13 protein-coding genes are annotated in these 16,519 nt (G+C 32.5%); 11 read left to right on the top strand and 2 right to left on the bottom strand.

Annotated elements, in window-relative coordinates; all coding sequences use genetic code 11:
- Positions 1-14: 14 nt before the first annotated feature.
- The 4 genes from AC4BBR_RS07460 to uvrC all read left to right on the top strand — a co-directional run bounded on the left by AC4BBR_RS07460 (position 15) and on the right by uvrC (position 5,313).
- Positions 15-563: a CvpA family protein gene (locus AC4BBR_RS07460; RefSeq protein ID WP_490461905.1), complete on the top strand. Its 549-nt coding sequence runs from the start codon at positions 15-17 to the stop codon at positions 561-563.
- 41 nt (positions 564-604) lie between these two features.
- Complete coding sequence (locus AC4BBR_RS07465; RefSeq protein ID WP_490461906.1) at positions 605-2,971, top strand: endonuclease MutS2; 2,367 nt, start codon at positions 605-607, stop codon at positions 2,969-2,971.
- Between the two features lie 126 nt (positions 2,972-3,097).
- A complete protein-coding gene (gene trxA, locus AC4BBR_RS07470; protein WP_490461907.1) occupies positions 3,098-3,412 on the top strand; it encodes a thioredoxin in 315 nt (104 codons plus the stop codon).
- Positions 3,413-3,513: 101 nt separating this feature from the next.
- Positions 3,514-5,313, top strand: a complete 1,800-nt coding sequence (gene uvrC, locus AC4BBR_RS07475) for an excinuclease ABC subunit UvrC (RefSeq protein WP_490461908.1) — start codon at positions 3,514-3,516, stop codon at positions 5,311-5,313.
- Between the two features lie 645 nt (positions 5,314-5,958).
- Here the strand turns inward: uvrC and AC4BBR_RS07480 are convergent.
- Positions 5,959-6,246: a GFA family protein gene (locus AC4BBR_RS07480; RefSeq protein ID WP_490461909.1), complete on the bottom strand. Its 288-nt coding sequence runs from the start codon at positions 6,244-6,246 to the stop codon at positions 5,959-5,961.
- A 907-nt stretch (positions 6,247-7,153) separates the two neighbouring features.
- The gene (locus AC4BBR_RS07485; RefSeq protein WP_490461910.1) at positions 7,154-8,647 is read right to left on the bottom strand and encodes a helix-turn-helix domain-containing protein; all 1,494 of its coding nucleotides are present in this window, start codon (positions 8,645-8,647) and stop codon (positions 7,154-7,156) included.
- 342 nt (positions 8,648-8,989) lie between these two features.
- Between AC4BBR_RS07485 and AC4BBR_RS07490 the strand changes: the two genes are divergently transcribed.
- The 7 genes from AC4BBR_RS07490 to AC4BBR_RS07520 all read left to right on the top strand — a co-directional run bounded on the left by AC4BBR_RS07490 (position 8,990) and on the right by AC4BBR_RS07520 (position 16,513).
- Positions 8,990-9,997 carry an alpha/beta hydrolase gene (locus tag AC4BBR_RS07490; RefSeq protein ID WP_490461911.1) on the top strand — a complete coding sequence of 336 codons (1,008 nt, stop codon included), beginning with the start codon at positions 8,990-8,992 and terminating at the stop codon, positions 9,995-9,997.
- A 526-nt stretch (positions 9,998-10,523) separates the two neighbouring features.
- Positions 10,524-11,651 (top strand): tyrosine-type recombinase/integrase, encoded by a 1,128-nt coding sequence (locus AC4BBR_RS07495; protein WP_490461912.1) that lies wholly within the window; start codon positions 10,524-10,526, stop codon positions 11,649-11,651.
- Positions 11,652-12,042: 391 nt separating this feature from the next.
- Positions 12,043-12,747 carry a DNA-binding response regulator gene (locus tag AC4BBR_RS07500; protein ID WP_490461913.1) on the top strand — a complete coding sequence of 235 codons (705 nt, stop codon included), beginning with the start codon at positions 12,043-12,045 and terminating at the stop codon, positions 12,745-12,747.
- Between the two features lie 67 nt (positions 12,748-12,814).
- Positions 12,815-13,627: a signal peptidase I gene (locus tag AC4BBR_RS07505; protein ID WP_490461914.1), complete on the top strand. Its 813-nt coding sequence runs from the start codon at positions 12,815-12,817 to the stop codon at positions 13,625-13,627.
- A 51-nt stretch (positions 13,628-13,678) separates the two neighbouring features.
- Entirely contained in the window at positions 13,679-14,893 is a 1,215-nt protein-coding gene (locus tag AC4BBR_RS07510) for a hypothetical protein (RefSeq protein WP_490461915.1), read from the top strand.
- A gap of 29 nt (positions 14,894-14,922) precedes the next feature.
- Positions 14,923-15,621: an LPXTG cell wall anchor domain-containing protein gene (locus AC4BBR_RS07515; protein WP_490461916.1), complete on the top strand. Its 699-nt coding sequence runs from the start codon at positions 14,923-14,925 to the stop codon at positions 15,619-15,621.
- 82 nt (positions 15,622-15,703) lie between these two features.
- Positions 15,704-16,513, top strand: coding sequence for a hypothetical protein (locus AC4BBR_RS07520; RefSeq protein ID WP_490461917.1), 810 nt, complete (start codon positions 15,704-15,706; stop codon positions 16,511-16,513).
- Positions 16,514-16,519: the final 6 nt, after the last annotated feature.

Here is a 16,519-nt window from a genome sequence, read left to right on the forward strand (position 1 = left end):
GAGAGGATGACAGGATGTTAACACTACTTATTTTATTATTTTTCGCTATTGGCTTTTATACAGGCGCTAGACGCGGGCTGATTTTACAGGTTTTATATACATTTGGCTATTTTTGTTCGTATTTTATAGCGAAAACCTACTATAAAAGTTTAGCTTCTCATCTAGAATTATTCATCCCTTATCCTTCTCCAACGGCTGAAACAAAATTGGTCTTTTTCAAACAAGAGCTTACGCTGGATTTAGATCAAGCGTTTTACGGAGCTGTTGCATTTTTACTTATTCTAGCAGCAGGTTGGTTAGTGGTACGATTGTTGGCTATTTTTGCTCATGGATTAGTCTTTGTACCTGTATTGAAACAAGCGAACTGGTTAGCAGGTGGCTTAATAAATTTGATCGTTGTTTACATCGGAATATTTCTAATTTTAAGTATGGTATCGATGTTGCCGTTAGATTCAGTTCAAAATCAATTCAGAAATAGTGGATTAGCTCGATACATCATAAAAGACACGCCTATTTTTTCTAAACAAATCTATCATTTGTGGATTGATCAAATGATTCAATAAGAGAAAATAATGCAAGGATTACAAGAACAGAAGGTGAAAAAATGAATACACGAATTCTAACAACATTGGGTTTTGATAAGGTCAAACAGCTTATCTCTCAATATGTTGTCACAGCACAAGGTTTAGAAGAAATCGAACACTTACTTCCTGTAAATGAGGCAGCTACTATTCAATCTTGGCTCAAAGAGACAGAAGATGGATTAAAAATCCAGCGTTTACGTGGCGGAATCCCAATCCCTAAATTAGAGAACATACGGCCTCATATGAAACGAATCGAAATTGGTGCAGATTTGAATGGTGTCGAATTAGCGCATGTTGGTCGTGTATTGTCTACGACTTCGGAAGTTATACGATTTTTTAATGATTTACAAGATAGCGAAATCGAATTACTAAGACTTTATGCTTGGATCGATCAGTTGATTGTTTTACCTGAATTGAGTCGCAGATTGAAAGAATCTATCGATGAAGAGGGGCGAGTGACCGATGAGGCTTCGCCAGAATTAAAAATCATTCGAAATAATATTCGTAGAAGTGAACAGACGATTCGTGAACAATTGGATGGGATCGTTAGAGGGAAAAATGCCAAATATTTAAGTGATGCAATCGTAACGATGAGAAATGAGCGCTATGTGATTCCAGTTAAACAAGAATATAAAAGTGTGTTTGGTGGAGTAGTCCATGATCAAAGTGCTTCAGGTCAAACGTTATTTGTGGAGCCAAAACAAATTGTTGATCTGAACAATCGTTTACGTCAACATCAAATCGCAGAACGCAATGAAATCGAGAGGATTTTATCAGAGTTATCTGCTGAATTAGTTCCACATCGAAATGATATTATGCACAATGCGTATGTTATTGGGAAATTAGACTTCGTAAATGCCAAAGCTCGTTTTGGTAAAGAACTAAAAGCTGTCGTTCCTGAAATTAGTGAGGAGAATCATATTTACTTTAAACAAGCGAGACATCCACTATTAGATCAAGAGAAGGCGGTTCCTAATGATATCACGATTGGAAAAGACTATCAGGCTATTGTGATTACTGGTCCCAATACAGGTGGGAAGACAATTACCTTAAAGACATTGGGTTTATTACAATTGATGGGGCAATCTGGGTTGCCGATTCCAGCAGGCGAAGAAAGTCGCATGGGTATTTTTGACGAAGTCTTTGCTGATATTGGGGATGAACAATCTATCGAGCAAAGTCTGAGTACGTTTTCTTCTCATATGACAAATATTGTTGATGTCTTAAAAAAAGTAGACAATCATAGCCTTGTATTGTTCGATGAGTTGGGGGCAGGAACGGATCCCCAAGAAGGAGCTGCTCTTGCAATTTCAATTTTAGATGCATTAGGTAGTAAAAGTGCTTATGTAATGGCAACAACCCACTATCCTGAGTTAAAAGTTTATGGTTATAATCGTGCTGGAACCATTAACGCTAGTATGGAATTTGACGTAGATACATTAAGTCCGACCTATCGTTTATTAATAGGCGTTCCAGGACGTAGTAATGCCTTTGAAATTTCAAAACGTTTGGGCTTGGATTCACAAATCATTGATGAAGCAAAGCATATCATGGATGGTGAGAGTCAAGATTTAAATGAAATGATTGCTGATTTAGAAAATCGTCGGAAAATGGCAGAAACAGAATATTTAGAAGTTCGTCATTATGTAGAGGAAGCAGAGCAGCTGCATCAAGAGTTGAAAGAAGCTCATGGTTACTTTTTCGATGAACGAGAGAAAGAAATGACTAAAGCTCGTAAAAAGGCGAATGAACTTGTATCACAAGCAGAAGAAGAAGCGGCAGATATTATTTCTGATATTCGTAAAATGCAGCTGAACAGTGGCAGCCCTGGCATAATTAAAGAACATCAATTAATTGATGCCAAATCTAAACTTTCCCAGCTTCACCAAGATGAAGCGAAATTGGAAAAGAATAAGGTTTTAAAAAAAGCAAAAGAGCAGAAGAAACTAAAATCAGGTGATGAAGTCATCGTTAACACATTCGGTCAGCGCGGAACATTGATTCGCAAATCCAGCGATAATGAATGGCAAGTCCAATTGGGAATTTTAAAGATGTCTGTTGCCGAAAATGACATGACCCCAGTAGCGCCAGAGAAAGAACAAAGGCAAAGAGTAACTGCAGTTCGATCAAGTGAAAGCAGTCATGTAGCAAACCAATTAGACTTACGTGGGAAGCGTTATGAAGAAGCATTAGCGGAAGTTGATCAATACCTAGACGCTGCCATATTAGCGGGTTACCCTCAAGTTACTATCGTGCATGGTAAGGGTACAGGGGCTTTGAGGACAGGCATTACTGATTACCTAAAAAATCATCGTAGCGTGAGTAGTTTTGAATTTGCTCCAAATAACCAAGGCGGTAATGGAGCTACAATTGTAAAGTTCAAATAGTCTGCTTACCTTTAGTAAGCAAAAAACTAGTCGTGTGAACAAACGAGTGATATAATAAATCTAGAAATGATTACCCAGCTATTCAGGCTAAACCTGTTCAGCTTCAATAAGTAGGAGGGCTATAATATGACACAAGTAATTACAGATAAAGACTTTTCAACTGAAACAGATAACGGTCTTGTTTTGATCGATTTTTGGGCGACGTGGTGTGGTCCTTGTCGTATGCAATCCCCGATTTTAGAACAATTAAGTGAAGAGTACGACGAAAGTGAAGTAAAAATCACGAAGATGGATGTAGATGAAAATCCAGAAACACCAGCTTCTTTTGGTATCATGAGTATTCCAACTTTACTATTGAAAAAAGATGGAGAAGTTGTAGAAAAAGCAGTGGGCGTTCATTCAAAAGAGCAGCTACGCGCAATGATTGAAAAATATCTGTAGAATTAGACATAGGATGGAGAGCTTCTTCATCCTATTTTTTATGCCTAAATTTCAAGAAAATGCTATAATGTAATTTATCAAGAAAGAAGAGAGGAAGTACTATGAACGATAGAATTAAAAATAAATTAGCTCTGCTTCCTGACCAACCTGGTTGTTACTTGATGAAAGATAAAAATGGTACAATTATCTATGTTGGGAAAGCGAAAGTATTAAAAAATCGTGTGCGTTCTTATTTTACTGGTAGTCATGATACGAAAACAGAACGATTAGTCAGTGAGATTGAAGATTTTGAATATATAGTTACTGAATCAAATATTGAAGCCTTGCTTCTAGAAATTAATTTAATTCACAAAAATGACCCTAAGTATAATATCATGTTGAAAGATGATAAAAGTTATCCTTTTATCAAAATCACAAATGAGGCTTATCCTCGATTATTAATTACTAGGAAAGTTTTAAAAGATAAAGCGTTATATTTTGGTCCTTATCCAGATGTTGGGGCGGCAAACGAGACGAAACGATTGCTAGATCGACTTTTTCCATTAAGAAAATGCCGAGTATTGCCGAAAGAAGTTTGTCTTTACTATCACATGGGTCAGTGTTTAGCTCCGTGTGTTTTTGATATTCCTAAATTAACTTATACTGAAATGGTTGCAGAGATTAAACGCTTTTTAAATGGGGGGCACCCAGTCATTCAAGAAGAGATACAAAGAAAAATGGATGAAGCAGCTGAACATATGGAATTTGAAAAAGCGGCAGAATATCGAGATCAGATCAAAGCAATCGAAACAGTTATGACTCGCCAAAAAATGACAAATGCAGATTTAGTTGATCGTGATGTTTTTGGTTATGCAGTGGACAAAGGATGGATGTGTGTTCAGGTATTTTTTATCCGTCAAGGCAAATTAATTGAAAGAGACGTTTCAATTTTTCCTTTTTATAACGAAGAAGAAGAGGATTTTTTAACATTTATCGGACAATTCTATCAAGAAAATGAACACTTTATTCCAAGAGAAGTCTTAATACCAGATAATATCGATACTGAAAGTGTGGAAGTAATGCTTTCGACAAAAGTTTTGCAACCCCAAAGAGGAGAAAAAAAGAAATTAGTGAAGTTAGCCGGCAAAAATGCTACAGTTGCTTTACAGGAAAAATTTGATCTGATTGTACGAAAACAAGAACGAACAATTGGTGCAGTCGAAAAACTAGGTAATGCGATGAATATCCCTATTCCAGTAAGAATTGAAGCGTTTGATAACTCGAATATCATGGGAACAGATCCAGTCTCTGCAATGGTCGTTTTTATTGATGGTCGCCCAGATAAAAAGGAATACCGTAAATACAAAATCAAGACCGTCAAAGGTCCAGATGATTACGCTTCAATGCGTGAAGTCATCTATCGTCGTTATTCACGTGTGTTAAAAGAGAACCTACCTTTTCCAGATCTAATTGTAATTGATGGCGGGAAAGGACAGATAGACGCTGCAAGAGAAGTTTTGGACAATCAATTAGGGTTAGACATTCCGATTGCAGGATTAGCTAAAAATGATAAGCACAAAACAAGTGAACTTCTTTTTGGTCCTAATTTAGACGTTGTTCCATTAGAAAGAAATTCTCAAGAGTTCTTTTTATTACAACGTATTCAAGACGAGGTTCATCGCTTTGCCATTACGTTTCATCGGCAATTACGAAGTAAAAACAGCTTTGCTTCCCGCTTAGATGATATAGAGGGATTGGGACCTAAACGAAAAAAAGAACTGTTGAAACAATTCAAGTCGTTAAAAAATATTACTAAAGCTTCGATTGAGGAATTGAATGCGTCTGGTTTGCCAAAAAATGTAGCTAAAAATGTGTACGATCATTTACATCAGGAAGACTCTGATTCAGAAGGCAAAATATAAAGATTGTTTAGAATAGTATAAAAAACGCTTTTTATACTGAAAAAAAGGGTTCACTGATTGCTATTAAATGAATCTTAAACTATACGATTGCTTAACATGTTATTTGAGAGGTACTAGGTAATGAAACGGAAATACAAGCTCCTATTTTATTAATTAATAGTGATTGAGCCAAATAGAGCTGTTAAAAATTGTAGCAAAGGGCTGTCGAGTATTATAAGGTGGCCTTTTGCTTTTGAGAAAATAGCACTCAATAGAAATATAAGCGTCTAAAAGATAAACAGATTACGACAAGACCATTTAGCTTGAAATTTCTATTGTAATTAGAGAAAAACAATTGAGCGCTCGAGCAGTTAAAATGTATTTTAGATCTTCAGAAAGAAAAAGTGCTAACAAATGAGTAATAAAAAAAGACCTAAAAAAGAAAAGCGATATTAGAAACAAAAAATAAATCATGCATGGTAAGTGCTACTGTTGATTACCTAAAAGAATAAAAAGACATCAAATCAATGGTATCTTACGCTTACGAAAGTTATTTAAAATCAGATTCGTTCATTTTTTTAGTATTATTTGTATAGGTGTAGTAAGGCGGCTTATTATCAAAGTAAATTTCCTCAACAAATTGTACGCTCTTTTCAGGCAAATTTTCTATGATAGCTGGAGGGACGAAAAATGCTTTAGCTGGTTTAAAGTGGTCAAATAGAGTTGTTCCACAATTTGAGCAAAAACCACGTTCTGCAGATTCTGATGAGTTAAATATAGACAGTTTTTTTTTGATAAAAAAGTCACATCACTAGCAAATTCTAAACTGGCAAATCCAGTAGAACCAGTTAGCTTTCTACACATGGAACAATGACAAACTACTAACTCTAAATTTTTTATAGTAGCCTCAAATTGAACAGACTTACAAAAACAACTACATTTGTATGTTGACATATAATCACTCTCCTATTTATAGATTATACATTATTAATAAAATTAAAAAAAGTTGAAATGTGAATGAGGGTGTAATTCTTTCCGACAATCGAAAAGTGTGATTCTACTGTTGAACTGCAAACAAAACAAGAACCATAAGCGTGATGTAAATCATATAAGCTAAAAAGGAGATAGGAGCTAGCGAAAGGATTCCTAACCAGAATAGGGCAGATTTCTTTTTCTTTCGCCCATATCGAATTATAAAAATAGATGGAATGAATACGGTTAGTGAAATCAAAATAAGCATAGTATGAATCGCATGCATAATAGTGGCGTTCATGGTAAACTCCTTTTTCAACTATTATATCATACGAAGTAAATGTACCTAATTTCAAGCAAAAGAACAAATTATACTTCAGTTTTCTTCCCTTTTTTATCGACAAAAGAACGTTTGCAATTTAGAATCGGCATCTCTAGATGTTAAGAGAAGATTGTAGTAAAACCAATCGTTTATTTTAATGCTACTTTCTGAGGTAGTTTGATTGAATATGGGAAATGATGATTAACCAGTTTTTACACATATTTTAGTCTTGGATAAAAAAATGACTAACAGGAAAGATTAATCTCAAAAGGATAAAACGTAAAATTAATAAAGAAGAGAATGAAAAAACCAAGTAACGAAAATGGAAAGAGAATTAGGTTAGTTATCTTTTTTCGAGTATGAAAAATGGAAATAAGTATTAGCCATAAAAAGTGGTAAATGCAACTTTTTACGGCTATATTTTTAATATATGTAAAATAGAAAAAACATCTTGAAGCGTATCTGTGGAGACGCGCATTAGCAAAAAAAACGGATTTCCATGTTATTATGCTAAAAAAAGCATGGTTCCCTTCATACTGAATAAGTTCTTTCTATTTTTTTAGATTATTATTTGGAGAAACTCGTTATCAAGTATTTTATTGTTGTGTAAATAAAGTGATAATCTTCATCACTGGGGAATTCATTAATATATATTATATTTTCTGGATTGAATTCTTCAATTACTTCTGGCGTTTTACTAGTAGTAATAATTATTTTAAGATCACAACTTGAATCAGCAAAACTAGCAATTGAAGTGTAAATCGAAATATTTAAATAAGGCTTTAGTCTACCGTACAAATTTTTCATTATAATATTTTCAACAAAGATACCGAATTCTGTGTTTAATAGTATACTTACAGTTGGTTCGAAATAACTCAGATCTTTTAATTGACTGAAAATTAACATATATTGATTTAAAATATAGTTATTGTCAACCATGTTAGATAAGCTAAATTTTTCTGATAAATGAAAGGCTATAGCATTCATATTCTTTTTTAATATTGGAAATTGTTCAAAGTATCTATAGTTATTGTCATTCCACTTAGGATAAAGTAGGATATTTACATGGCATGAGTAAATGCTGTATTCAATATTTTTTTGTTCTTCGGGAGAGAGAAGAAGATACTCAGCTGAAAAATGATTGGAGAATTCAACTGAAAGTCTTGAGAGAAAGCTTGTTTTATTTTTAGCATTCTCAATAAACAATTCTCCTAGCTTTGTATTCATAAATCTAGGATAGCTAAACAAACGTAAGAAAAAATATTCTATTTCATTTTTTGAAAGTTTAGATTCAAGTTTATTTGAATGGAAATTTGAATGTATATAATCAGCCTCATATTTTAGAGATTCTGGTCTATCTACTTCGTATCCATTATTAAATCGAATCATTTGTATGGATAATGAATACATTGTCTGTTTAATGTTAATAATATTGACATTGTTTATATAAAATTCTACTTTTTTAGTTTTAATAATACTAGTTATTAATTCCTCGTCTATTTCCTCAAATGGCCATACTTCCCCATGAAATAATTGCCAAAATATTTTACTCGCGTATAGCCGTATATTTTTTTCGTCACCAACTAAATAATGAGCTCCTTTTTTTGATTTTATTATTAATTTGTAAGGTGATACTAGTTTAATTATAGTCGCTATTGATCTTCTATAAGTAGATTCACTAATAAAATTATCTTGAATAAATTTTACTCTATTTACTTTGTAGCCCAATAACAATCGTAAGAATAATTTTATACTCCAATTTTCAAAAATCAGGTTTCTCTTGAATTGTTTGTAGTATAAGATATCTGAATATTCTAGAAAAAGAGTACCATTTTCATTCGTTCTAATAGAGATTTCATGAGCAAAAGATGCTAAATCGACATTTATCTCCTTAATATACTTAAACACTGTCGTAGAGGATAAATCAAGATGTTTAATTAGTTCATTGTAAGTAGTTCCTTCGGTGGAATTAAATAAACAATCCATGATATCAATTTTTTTTTTAAGAACACTATCATATAATTCATCTAAGTAATATATAGTTATAACCTCCTTTTTCAACGCTAACGTTAACTGATTCTACTATAAAATTTAGAACATAACAAACTAAGGAACTCAATAAAAGATTCTCTTTAATATAATTCGTTCAACTATCGTAACTTGTCAAGAAGTATTTTCATTTTCAAATACAAAAAAATATCATTATTTTAACTATTCTATATAAAAAAATGAACAATTATTACATTAAAATTATGTGATAATTTGAAAGGAAAATAATATTAGAAATATAGTCAGATAAATGTTTTTTTACAATAGTTATTGGATAGAACAGTAAGCCACGATGATTCAAATTGAATGTATAGTAATTGAACTATGTTTGGGGAAATTCAAAGGAGTATTTATATGATAAGAAAATCGATTTTGAAAAGATTGTTAATGGTTACCATATTCTCATTATTATTTGTAGTTTTAGTTGTCTGTTGTTTGTTATATGTATCACCATCACCTTTTGTTTCGCTAATCACTTCATTACCAAATAAATCAACTATAACCCCATTAAAAAATCAAAAGGAGTTGGAAAAAAATGTGAATAGTCATAAAGAGTTAACCTATAAGTCAAAATACAAAAATAGTATTTTAGATGTATATACCCCAAAAAATGTTAAAAATCCACCAGTAGTTCTATTTTTTCATGGTGGCGGTTTTATCACAGGGGATAAGGATATGGCCAAATACTTAGGCCCGGCAGTTGCTTCAAAAGGTTTTGCTTTCATTTCAGTTAATTATCTTTTAGCTCCTCAATCTTCTATAGTCGAACAAAACTATCAAATCAGCGATGCAATAAATAGTGTGGATGATATTTCAAAAAAATATGATTTGGATGGCAATAAACTATTTTTATCTGGTTCATCTGCAGGAGGTTATTTAGCGTTACAAGTAATTACCTTGATGAAGAATGCTGAATATGCTGAAAGAATTGGTAGTAAAAAAATAATAAGAAAAGAGATATCCGGTATTTTATTATATAGTGCACCTTTTGATTTGACTTCATTAAAGACTTTAGGGAAAGATCGTCTGTTTACAAGATTAGGTGTTTTTGAGTTAGGTTGGGCCTTAACCAATAATCGATATTGGCGTTCTGATGCTCAATTAGGCAAGCTTTACGACCTAGACCAATATGTGTCAAAAAATATGCCGCCAATGTTTATAACAGATGGAAATCAAAATACGTTTACGGCTCAAGCTAAAAACTATAGTGAGAAACTTGAACAGAACAATGTAAAGGTAAAAACATTGTTTTTTGAAAAGAGCGAAAAAGTTGGTCATGGCTACCAGTTAAACATGCAAACTGAGCAAGCGGAGCAGGCATTTAGAGAGTCTATAAAATTTTTAAATAATTATAGTAATTAAATTTTCAATGCAAACAAAATGATTCTTATTAGTTTTGTAGAAAGAAGTCAGAACCGAAGTGTTTAACCTTGATAAATATGAAGGAATTCTCGGAAATCAATCGTCATATCTTTGTGATGTTTAGTTTCTTTTCAAAAGATATACTTCTAAAACTGCTTTTTATTCGCTTTTAGGTTATGAAACAAAAGTGAGTGCCACTTTTGTCTATATCTTTTCTGTATAAAAAAGCATTAAAGATGAATTTATCTTTAATGCTCATTGAAATATATTAAAGGAGAAGCTTATCCAGATATCTTTATTCTTTAAAAATAAAGATGTATTTTGAATGAGAGAACTGATTAACATGTTCATCATAATAGATAAAAAAACATTAGTCAATATGGTTTATCATTTTTTTCTATCATTTTTTTCTCTGTAAACTTAAAAAAATGATAGAAAAATACTTTTTTTGAAAATTAATTAGCGATTATTTGAAATAAGCCGTCAAAAAAATCGTCAAAATAATAATCAGTTAGGATGAAATTCTATGGCTAGAAAAGGCGAAAATATTTATAAAAGAAAAGATGGACGTTGGGAAGGACGATATATAAAACATCGGAATCCTAACGGAAAAATTCAGTATGGTTACATATATGGGAAAAAATACTCAGATGTAAAAGAACATTTATTTCATCTAAAAGCAAGTTATGTTGGAAAGACTAAATCGAATATTATTTATGATATTTACTTTTCCGAGTGGTTTGTATCATGGATGGAGAAAAACTTAAAAAAGAAAGTGAAGCCAACAACATATTCAGTTTATTCAAATATGGCACAAAATTACTTGATTCCTTACTTTGGTAAAATTAGAATGCAACAATTTAATAAACAAAAGATACAGTCTTTTGTAAATTTTTTAGAAGAAAAAGAGTTATCTTCAGGCTTTATTCGTAATCTTTTTAATTTATTACAAAAAAGTCTAAAAGATGCGCAAGCACTAGGTTATATCGATCAAGATGTATTAAAACATGTAATCGTACCAAAAATGAAAGTAAAACCGACTCATGCGTTATCATTGAATGAACAACATAAATTGGAACAAGCTGCTTTAAAAATGAAAGAATGTTCAGCAACTTTAGTGGCGCTTTATTCTGGCATGCGAATAGGCGAAATCAGTGGTCTTAAATGGGAGGATATTGATTTCGAACATGAAATCATACGTATAAAAAGAACAGTTTACCGAATATCAAAAGCAAAAAATAGAAAACAAAAAACTGTTTTGATTGAAGGGAGTCCAAAAACAGGAAGTTCCCAGCGATCAATTCCACTTTCCAATAATTTGAAAAAATATTTAATGGATAAAAAAGCAATTTCTGATTGTGAGTATGTAATATCATTTAATGGAAGTTGCGTAGAGCCTAGAACAATAAACTATCGCTTTAAAAAAGTTTTAAAGGATGCTGGGGTAAAAGACATTCATTTCCACGTGTTAAGACATACATTTGCTACAAGATGTTTGGAGCAAGGAGCAGATATAGCCAGTTTAAGTCGATTGCTTGGCCACAACTCAGCAAAGTTAACTTTAGATACATATAGCGATTCAATGTTTGAAAATCGGCGAGCAGTTATTTCAGCACTTGATTTATTATGGAGTTCTGCTAAATCTGAAAGTTAAATGATTGAATAAGAGAAAAATTTAGTAAAACTAAACAATCATTCAAATTTTAGAGATTATGACAAAGGCATTTAAGTTCGAATATTGAAGATTTCAATTTTTAGAATGTTTTATTTGATTTCAGAGGGTCAGGCAAAAGTACTTTTTACTTTTGCCTGACCCTTAATATTTTTTGTATAAGCCGTCTAAATTACCGTCAAGCGGTTTGTTAACTAAGTGATTAGAATAGCTTTCGCCTATTTTCTTTATTTTTAAAGAATAAAGAAAAATACACTTAATTACTAGTATAGCGATAAATTATAAACTTGCTAATAATAACCCTTGAAAAATTGATGATACAAAGAAATTTACTATTATTTATCTTGGAAAGTAAATAAACGGAGGTGTGACAATGTATAAAATATGTTATATAGACGTATCTACTTTTGAGTTAGATTCATATCTAGAGGCTCTGAATAAGGAGTGCGAAGTTACTAAACTGGATACGTCACCTACTTATTTTCTAAAAAAAGAGATTGATGGTGTTTTAATTTTTAATGATGATCCAGAGAAGTTTCCTGAGGTCTGTAAGTTAATTTTGAAAATTAAAAATCAGTTGAATTGTCTTATTTGGACAATCTCAACAAAGCAACACACTATTTCAACTATTGTTTATCTACAACTAGGGGTAGATGGCAATTTTAGCGATCAACTTTCGACAGAAGAAATTCGATTGATTATTTTAAATACTTTGAAAAGAAACAAAAAAAGTAAGATGGATAGGAATCCAGCGGACTCAGCTTTCGCATTTTTTGGTGAAAAACAAGAAAAATTATCTGTACTAGATAGTAGCAATCGCTCAATGATAATTGAGGGAAACACGCAAGTGATATTGACCAAATTAGAATATAAAATAATGAAATTATTAAAGGATAATGCTGGTAGAACAGTAACATATAAAGAAATTTATGAAAGTGTATGGAATAAGCCATACAAGAATTCTACATATCAAATTGCCAATTTAGTTTTTCAATTAAGGGCAAAAATTGAAACAGATACGATGCAACCGAAATATATTAAAACAGTTCGCTCGATAGGCTATCAATATGTCGAATAGTTTCTAATTTAAGGACAAAATAAATCGAATTATTACTAACTATACTTGAATTTATAGGAGAAAAACATTGAAAGATGAACAGGAAAAAATAAAAAGAAAACATCCTCATAAAAGGAATTTATCTCCTAAAATGACTCATTCAGACAATTCTACTAAAAAGTCAAAGAAAGAACGTGTGAATCAAAATCGGAAAAAAAAAGGAACCTCACACAAAAGTAGTCAAGAAAAAAAACAAACGATAAATCCTGAAATGAAGAGAAATAGACCCAAGAAAAAAAGGAAAAAGAAAACAGTTATCAAGAGAAATAAAAGAAATCAGGTTTTAGAAAAAGGTTGGAACCTCATTTTTTATGGTTTTATTGCAGTTATGCTATTAGGAGCTGTGATGTTTGCATTCAATGATAGCGATAGTAAATCATTCTTTGGCTACCGATTTATGACAGTTAAAACAAATTCAATGGCTCAAAAAAAAGATCGACCAAAGTATAAAGATGGATTTGAAGCAGGAGCGATGATTTTTTTGAAAAGCATTCCACCAGAAGAATTGAAAGTGGAAGACGTTATTACCTATAAACCTTTTGAAGGCGAGCAAGAAGTATATTTGACTCATAGGTTGATCAAAATAGATAAAGAATTAAATGGAGAAGAAGGTCTATTCTTTACTACACAAGGTGATGCCAACAATAATCCCGATTCTCCAATTCGATCAAATCAATATGTTGGTAAAGTAATGTTTCATATTGATTATATAGGAAGAATTATTCAATTTATCCGAGACAAATTAATAATAGTTCTTGTTTTACTTTGTGCGATTTTCGCCTTTAGTTTAACCATAAAATACTATTTAAGTCTTCCAACAGTATCATCCAAATCAGTGTAAATTCCTTGAATTTCGAGGATTTATAAATAAAAAACATAGGAGGTTTTTTCAATGAAAAAATGGAAAAACAAAAGTAAAAAACAGAAAGTGGGGTCACTAGCAGCAGCTTCCGCTATTTTGTTGGTAGTTGCAGGTACATTTGCCTTCACATCCTACACTGAGTGGGTTCGAAATCACATGCAATCTGCTGGGTATGAAAAAGGATCAGTAAATATTGTCGAGGTCTTCCCACCAGGGCAAGAGCTAGATGCAAATGCAAAAATCAAAAAGAAAGTTGATGTTCAAAATGCATCAGGAAATGATGTTATTGTTCGCGTTTCATTTGAAGAAATGTTGAGTAAATTAACTTCAGGAGATACCACTGCTGGGGATACACCATACTCACCAGTTAAAACTAGTTTTCCTGTAATTGTAAATCCTGCTTCTCATGCATCAGGTTGGACAGAAGTTACGGGTCCAGTAACAATTCTTGCTGGAAATGGTTCATCTACTACTAAACCAGCTAATTTGAAATTATTCGTCAATGGAAATAGCACAATGTTAGTAAACCAAACAAGCGGATTGATATATTATGCAGATGATCCAAATAATAGCAATGTTGTTTTACCAAAAGCTTTCCAAACATCCGGGCCAGAGTATACAATTCCAACAATCAATGGAACAAAATGGGCAGATTCTACAGGTGCAACTGTTGAACAAAAAGTTACTGCAAAAGCTACTTTGAAAGATGGAACAGGCGCAACAGGTAGCTACGAGTTAAGTGATGTTAAATATTACACATATGCATCTACTTATACAGATACAGCAAATGACTGGAAAACACCTAATGTAAATCTTAATAGCACAAATTATCCAGGATTTTCAGGAACAGTCGGTACAACAACTCCAGCTCCAAGCTCAGCTATGGTATCTGCTTTAACTAACGATATCACATTTGATATGCCAAGTGTTGTAACAACTATTCCAGGCTCACCACAAGGGAAATGGTTCTATAATGATGGTTATTTCTATTATGATAAAGTTCTTGCAGATGGTGCTAAAACAGAATCTTCAGTTCTAGAAAACATTAATATTGGTGCTGTAGATAATACTTGGAAATTGTCTTCTTATGATTTATGGGTGGGTCTAGATTCTATTCCAGCAAGTAAAGCTGCCCTAGATATTACTTTCGATGGCACTCAAATTGGATCAGGTTCATCAGGTTGGAGTAATATGTCTTCTCAAGCAAAAGCTTACTTTACAGCTTTATCAGGCATGGCCGAATAATTAAGTAACAATTTCTGGGAGGAACAATTATGAAGCGAATTCATGCTATTATCATTTTAGTCGCAGGACTAATCACATTCACTGGATTCGGACTTTCCGCAAATGCCGCGGAGAGTCTTCCTCCTGGATTAGTTATTGCGGATGAAAATGGGTTCCATGCGACTGCAAAGGGAAAATATTTTATCGAACATAATGAAATTAAGCCTGGACTAACATTTGAAAGAAATATTATGATCAGTAATTACGGTATTGAAGATCAAACATATCGCCTGTCTTTAAGATTTTCTGAAGGAGATGAGACACATTCAAGTTTAAAAGAAGGTAAAGTAGACTTGAATAGAGCGATTTCTGTCACAATGACAATGAATGGTAAAACTTTATATTCTGGTGATTTAATTGGAAATGGATTACCGGATGCAAAAAATATAGCCATTGATCTAGGTAATTTTAAACCAGGACAAACAGAAACGTTGAAAGCGGATTTCTTTGTAAGAAATGACAGTGCCGATGATTGGAGTGAAATAAGCCAATCTGACTTTTATTTGATATTTTATGCAAGTGAAGACACTAAATTAAAACAAGATCCCAAGCTATCTAAGCCTTTCGGTATATTACCTCAAACGGGTGAAGATGTAAGTAATATTCTTTTAGGTTTCATCCTAGGCTTGTTGTTTATTAGTTTAGTGATTGTCGCAACGATAAAAAGGAATAGGAATAGGCGCCGTTAAAGAATATACGGTTGATTCTTATCTGATTTTTGAAATTCTACAAGCATTGTAAGAATTTGATTCAGAGAAAGGGAGTGAAACGTTGAAGAATAGAAAAAAAGGTTTTTTTAAAATAGGCTTGAGATTAAGTCAAAATAAACTTTTCTTCGGTAGTTTTTCGCTATTATTTTCCTTAGTATTAGTTGTCGGGGCGACCTTAGCATGGACTAGTTATGCCGAGTGGGCTAAAAACCACATCCAATCTGAAGGAACAGAGAAGCGTTTAGAAGTAAAAATTGAAGAAAATTTTGAGCCTAATTGGGCACCAGACATAGAAACAAAAAAAGAAGTGAACATAACCAATACTGGTGAGACGGATGCTCAAGTTAGAGTATCGTTAAAAGAAGTATCGTTACAATTTAAAATGACTTATGAAGTTTACCCAAGGTCTGAATATGCTAAAGAAAGTTATAATTATGGTGATTTATATGAAGCTGGAAATGGCACAGCGACTATAGAAAAAAAGAATAGTCAGACTTGGATTGTAGGACAGAAGTATAAAGCTTTAGATGAAAAGAATCAAGAACATTTTTATGAAGGGCATAAGAGATTTCCAAGTACAGGTGCTACAGAAATTGGATTTAATGGAGCAAACCGAGAAACTGAAATCTCAAAATGGATTAAAATTAATTTTGGACCCTACGTCCAATCAAATCAAAATGGTGGAGGAGACTATTGGTATTATAAGAATGGTTATTTCTACTATTCCACTGTACTCAAGCCAGGAGAAAAGACAAAAACACCATTGTTAAGAAGCTTAACTTTATCCAATGAAACACCAAATTATGTTAAAGGTTCTTTATATGATTTGACGGTTAAAGTAGAAGGAATACCGAAAAATGATTCGTGGTAATAAGAT

It is taken from the genome of Enterococcus sp. AMC1251 (genome assembly GCF_058216535.1).

Coding starts and splice junctions, on each gene's coding strand:
- AC4BBR_RS07515 (WP_490461916.1), top strand. CDS start 14,923: ATGAAGCGAATTCATGCTATTATCATTTTAGTCGCAGGACTAATCACA.
- AC4BBR_RS07460 (WP_490461905.1), top strand. CDS start 15: ATGTTAACACTACTTATTTTATTATTTTTCGCTATTGGCTTTTATACA.
- AC4BBR_RS07495 (WP_490461912.1), top strand. CDS start 10,524: ATGGCTAGAAAAGGCGAAAATATTTATAAAAGAAAAGATGGACGTTGG.
- AC4BBR_RS07490 (WP_490461911.1), top strand. CDS start 8,990: ATGATAAGAAAATCGATTTTGAAAAGATTGTTAATGGTTACCATATTC.
- AC4BBR_RS07510 (WP_490461915.1), top strand. CDS start 13,679: ATGAAAAAATGGAAAAACAAAAGTAAAAAACAGAAAGTGGGGTCACTA.
- trxA (WP_490461907.1), top strand. CDS start 3,098: ATGACACAAGTAATTACAGATAAAGACTTTTCAACTGAAACAGATAAC.
- uvrC (WP_490461908.1), top strand. CDS start 3,514: ATGAACGATAGAATTAAAAATAAATTAGCTCTGCTTCCTGACCAACCT.
- AC4BBR_RS07465 (WP_490461906.1), top strand. CDS start 605: ATGAATACACGAATTCTAACAACATTGGGTTTTGATAAGGTCAAACAG.
- AC4BBR_RS07480 (WP_490461909.1), bottom strand. CDS start 6,246: ATGTCAACATACAAATGTAGTTGTTTTTGTAAGTCTGTTCAATTTGAG.
- AC4BBR_RS07500 (WP_490461913.1), top strand. CDS start 12,043: ATGTATAAAATATGTTATATAGACGTATCTACTTTTGAGTTAGATTCA.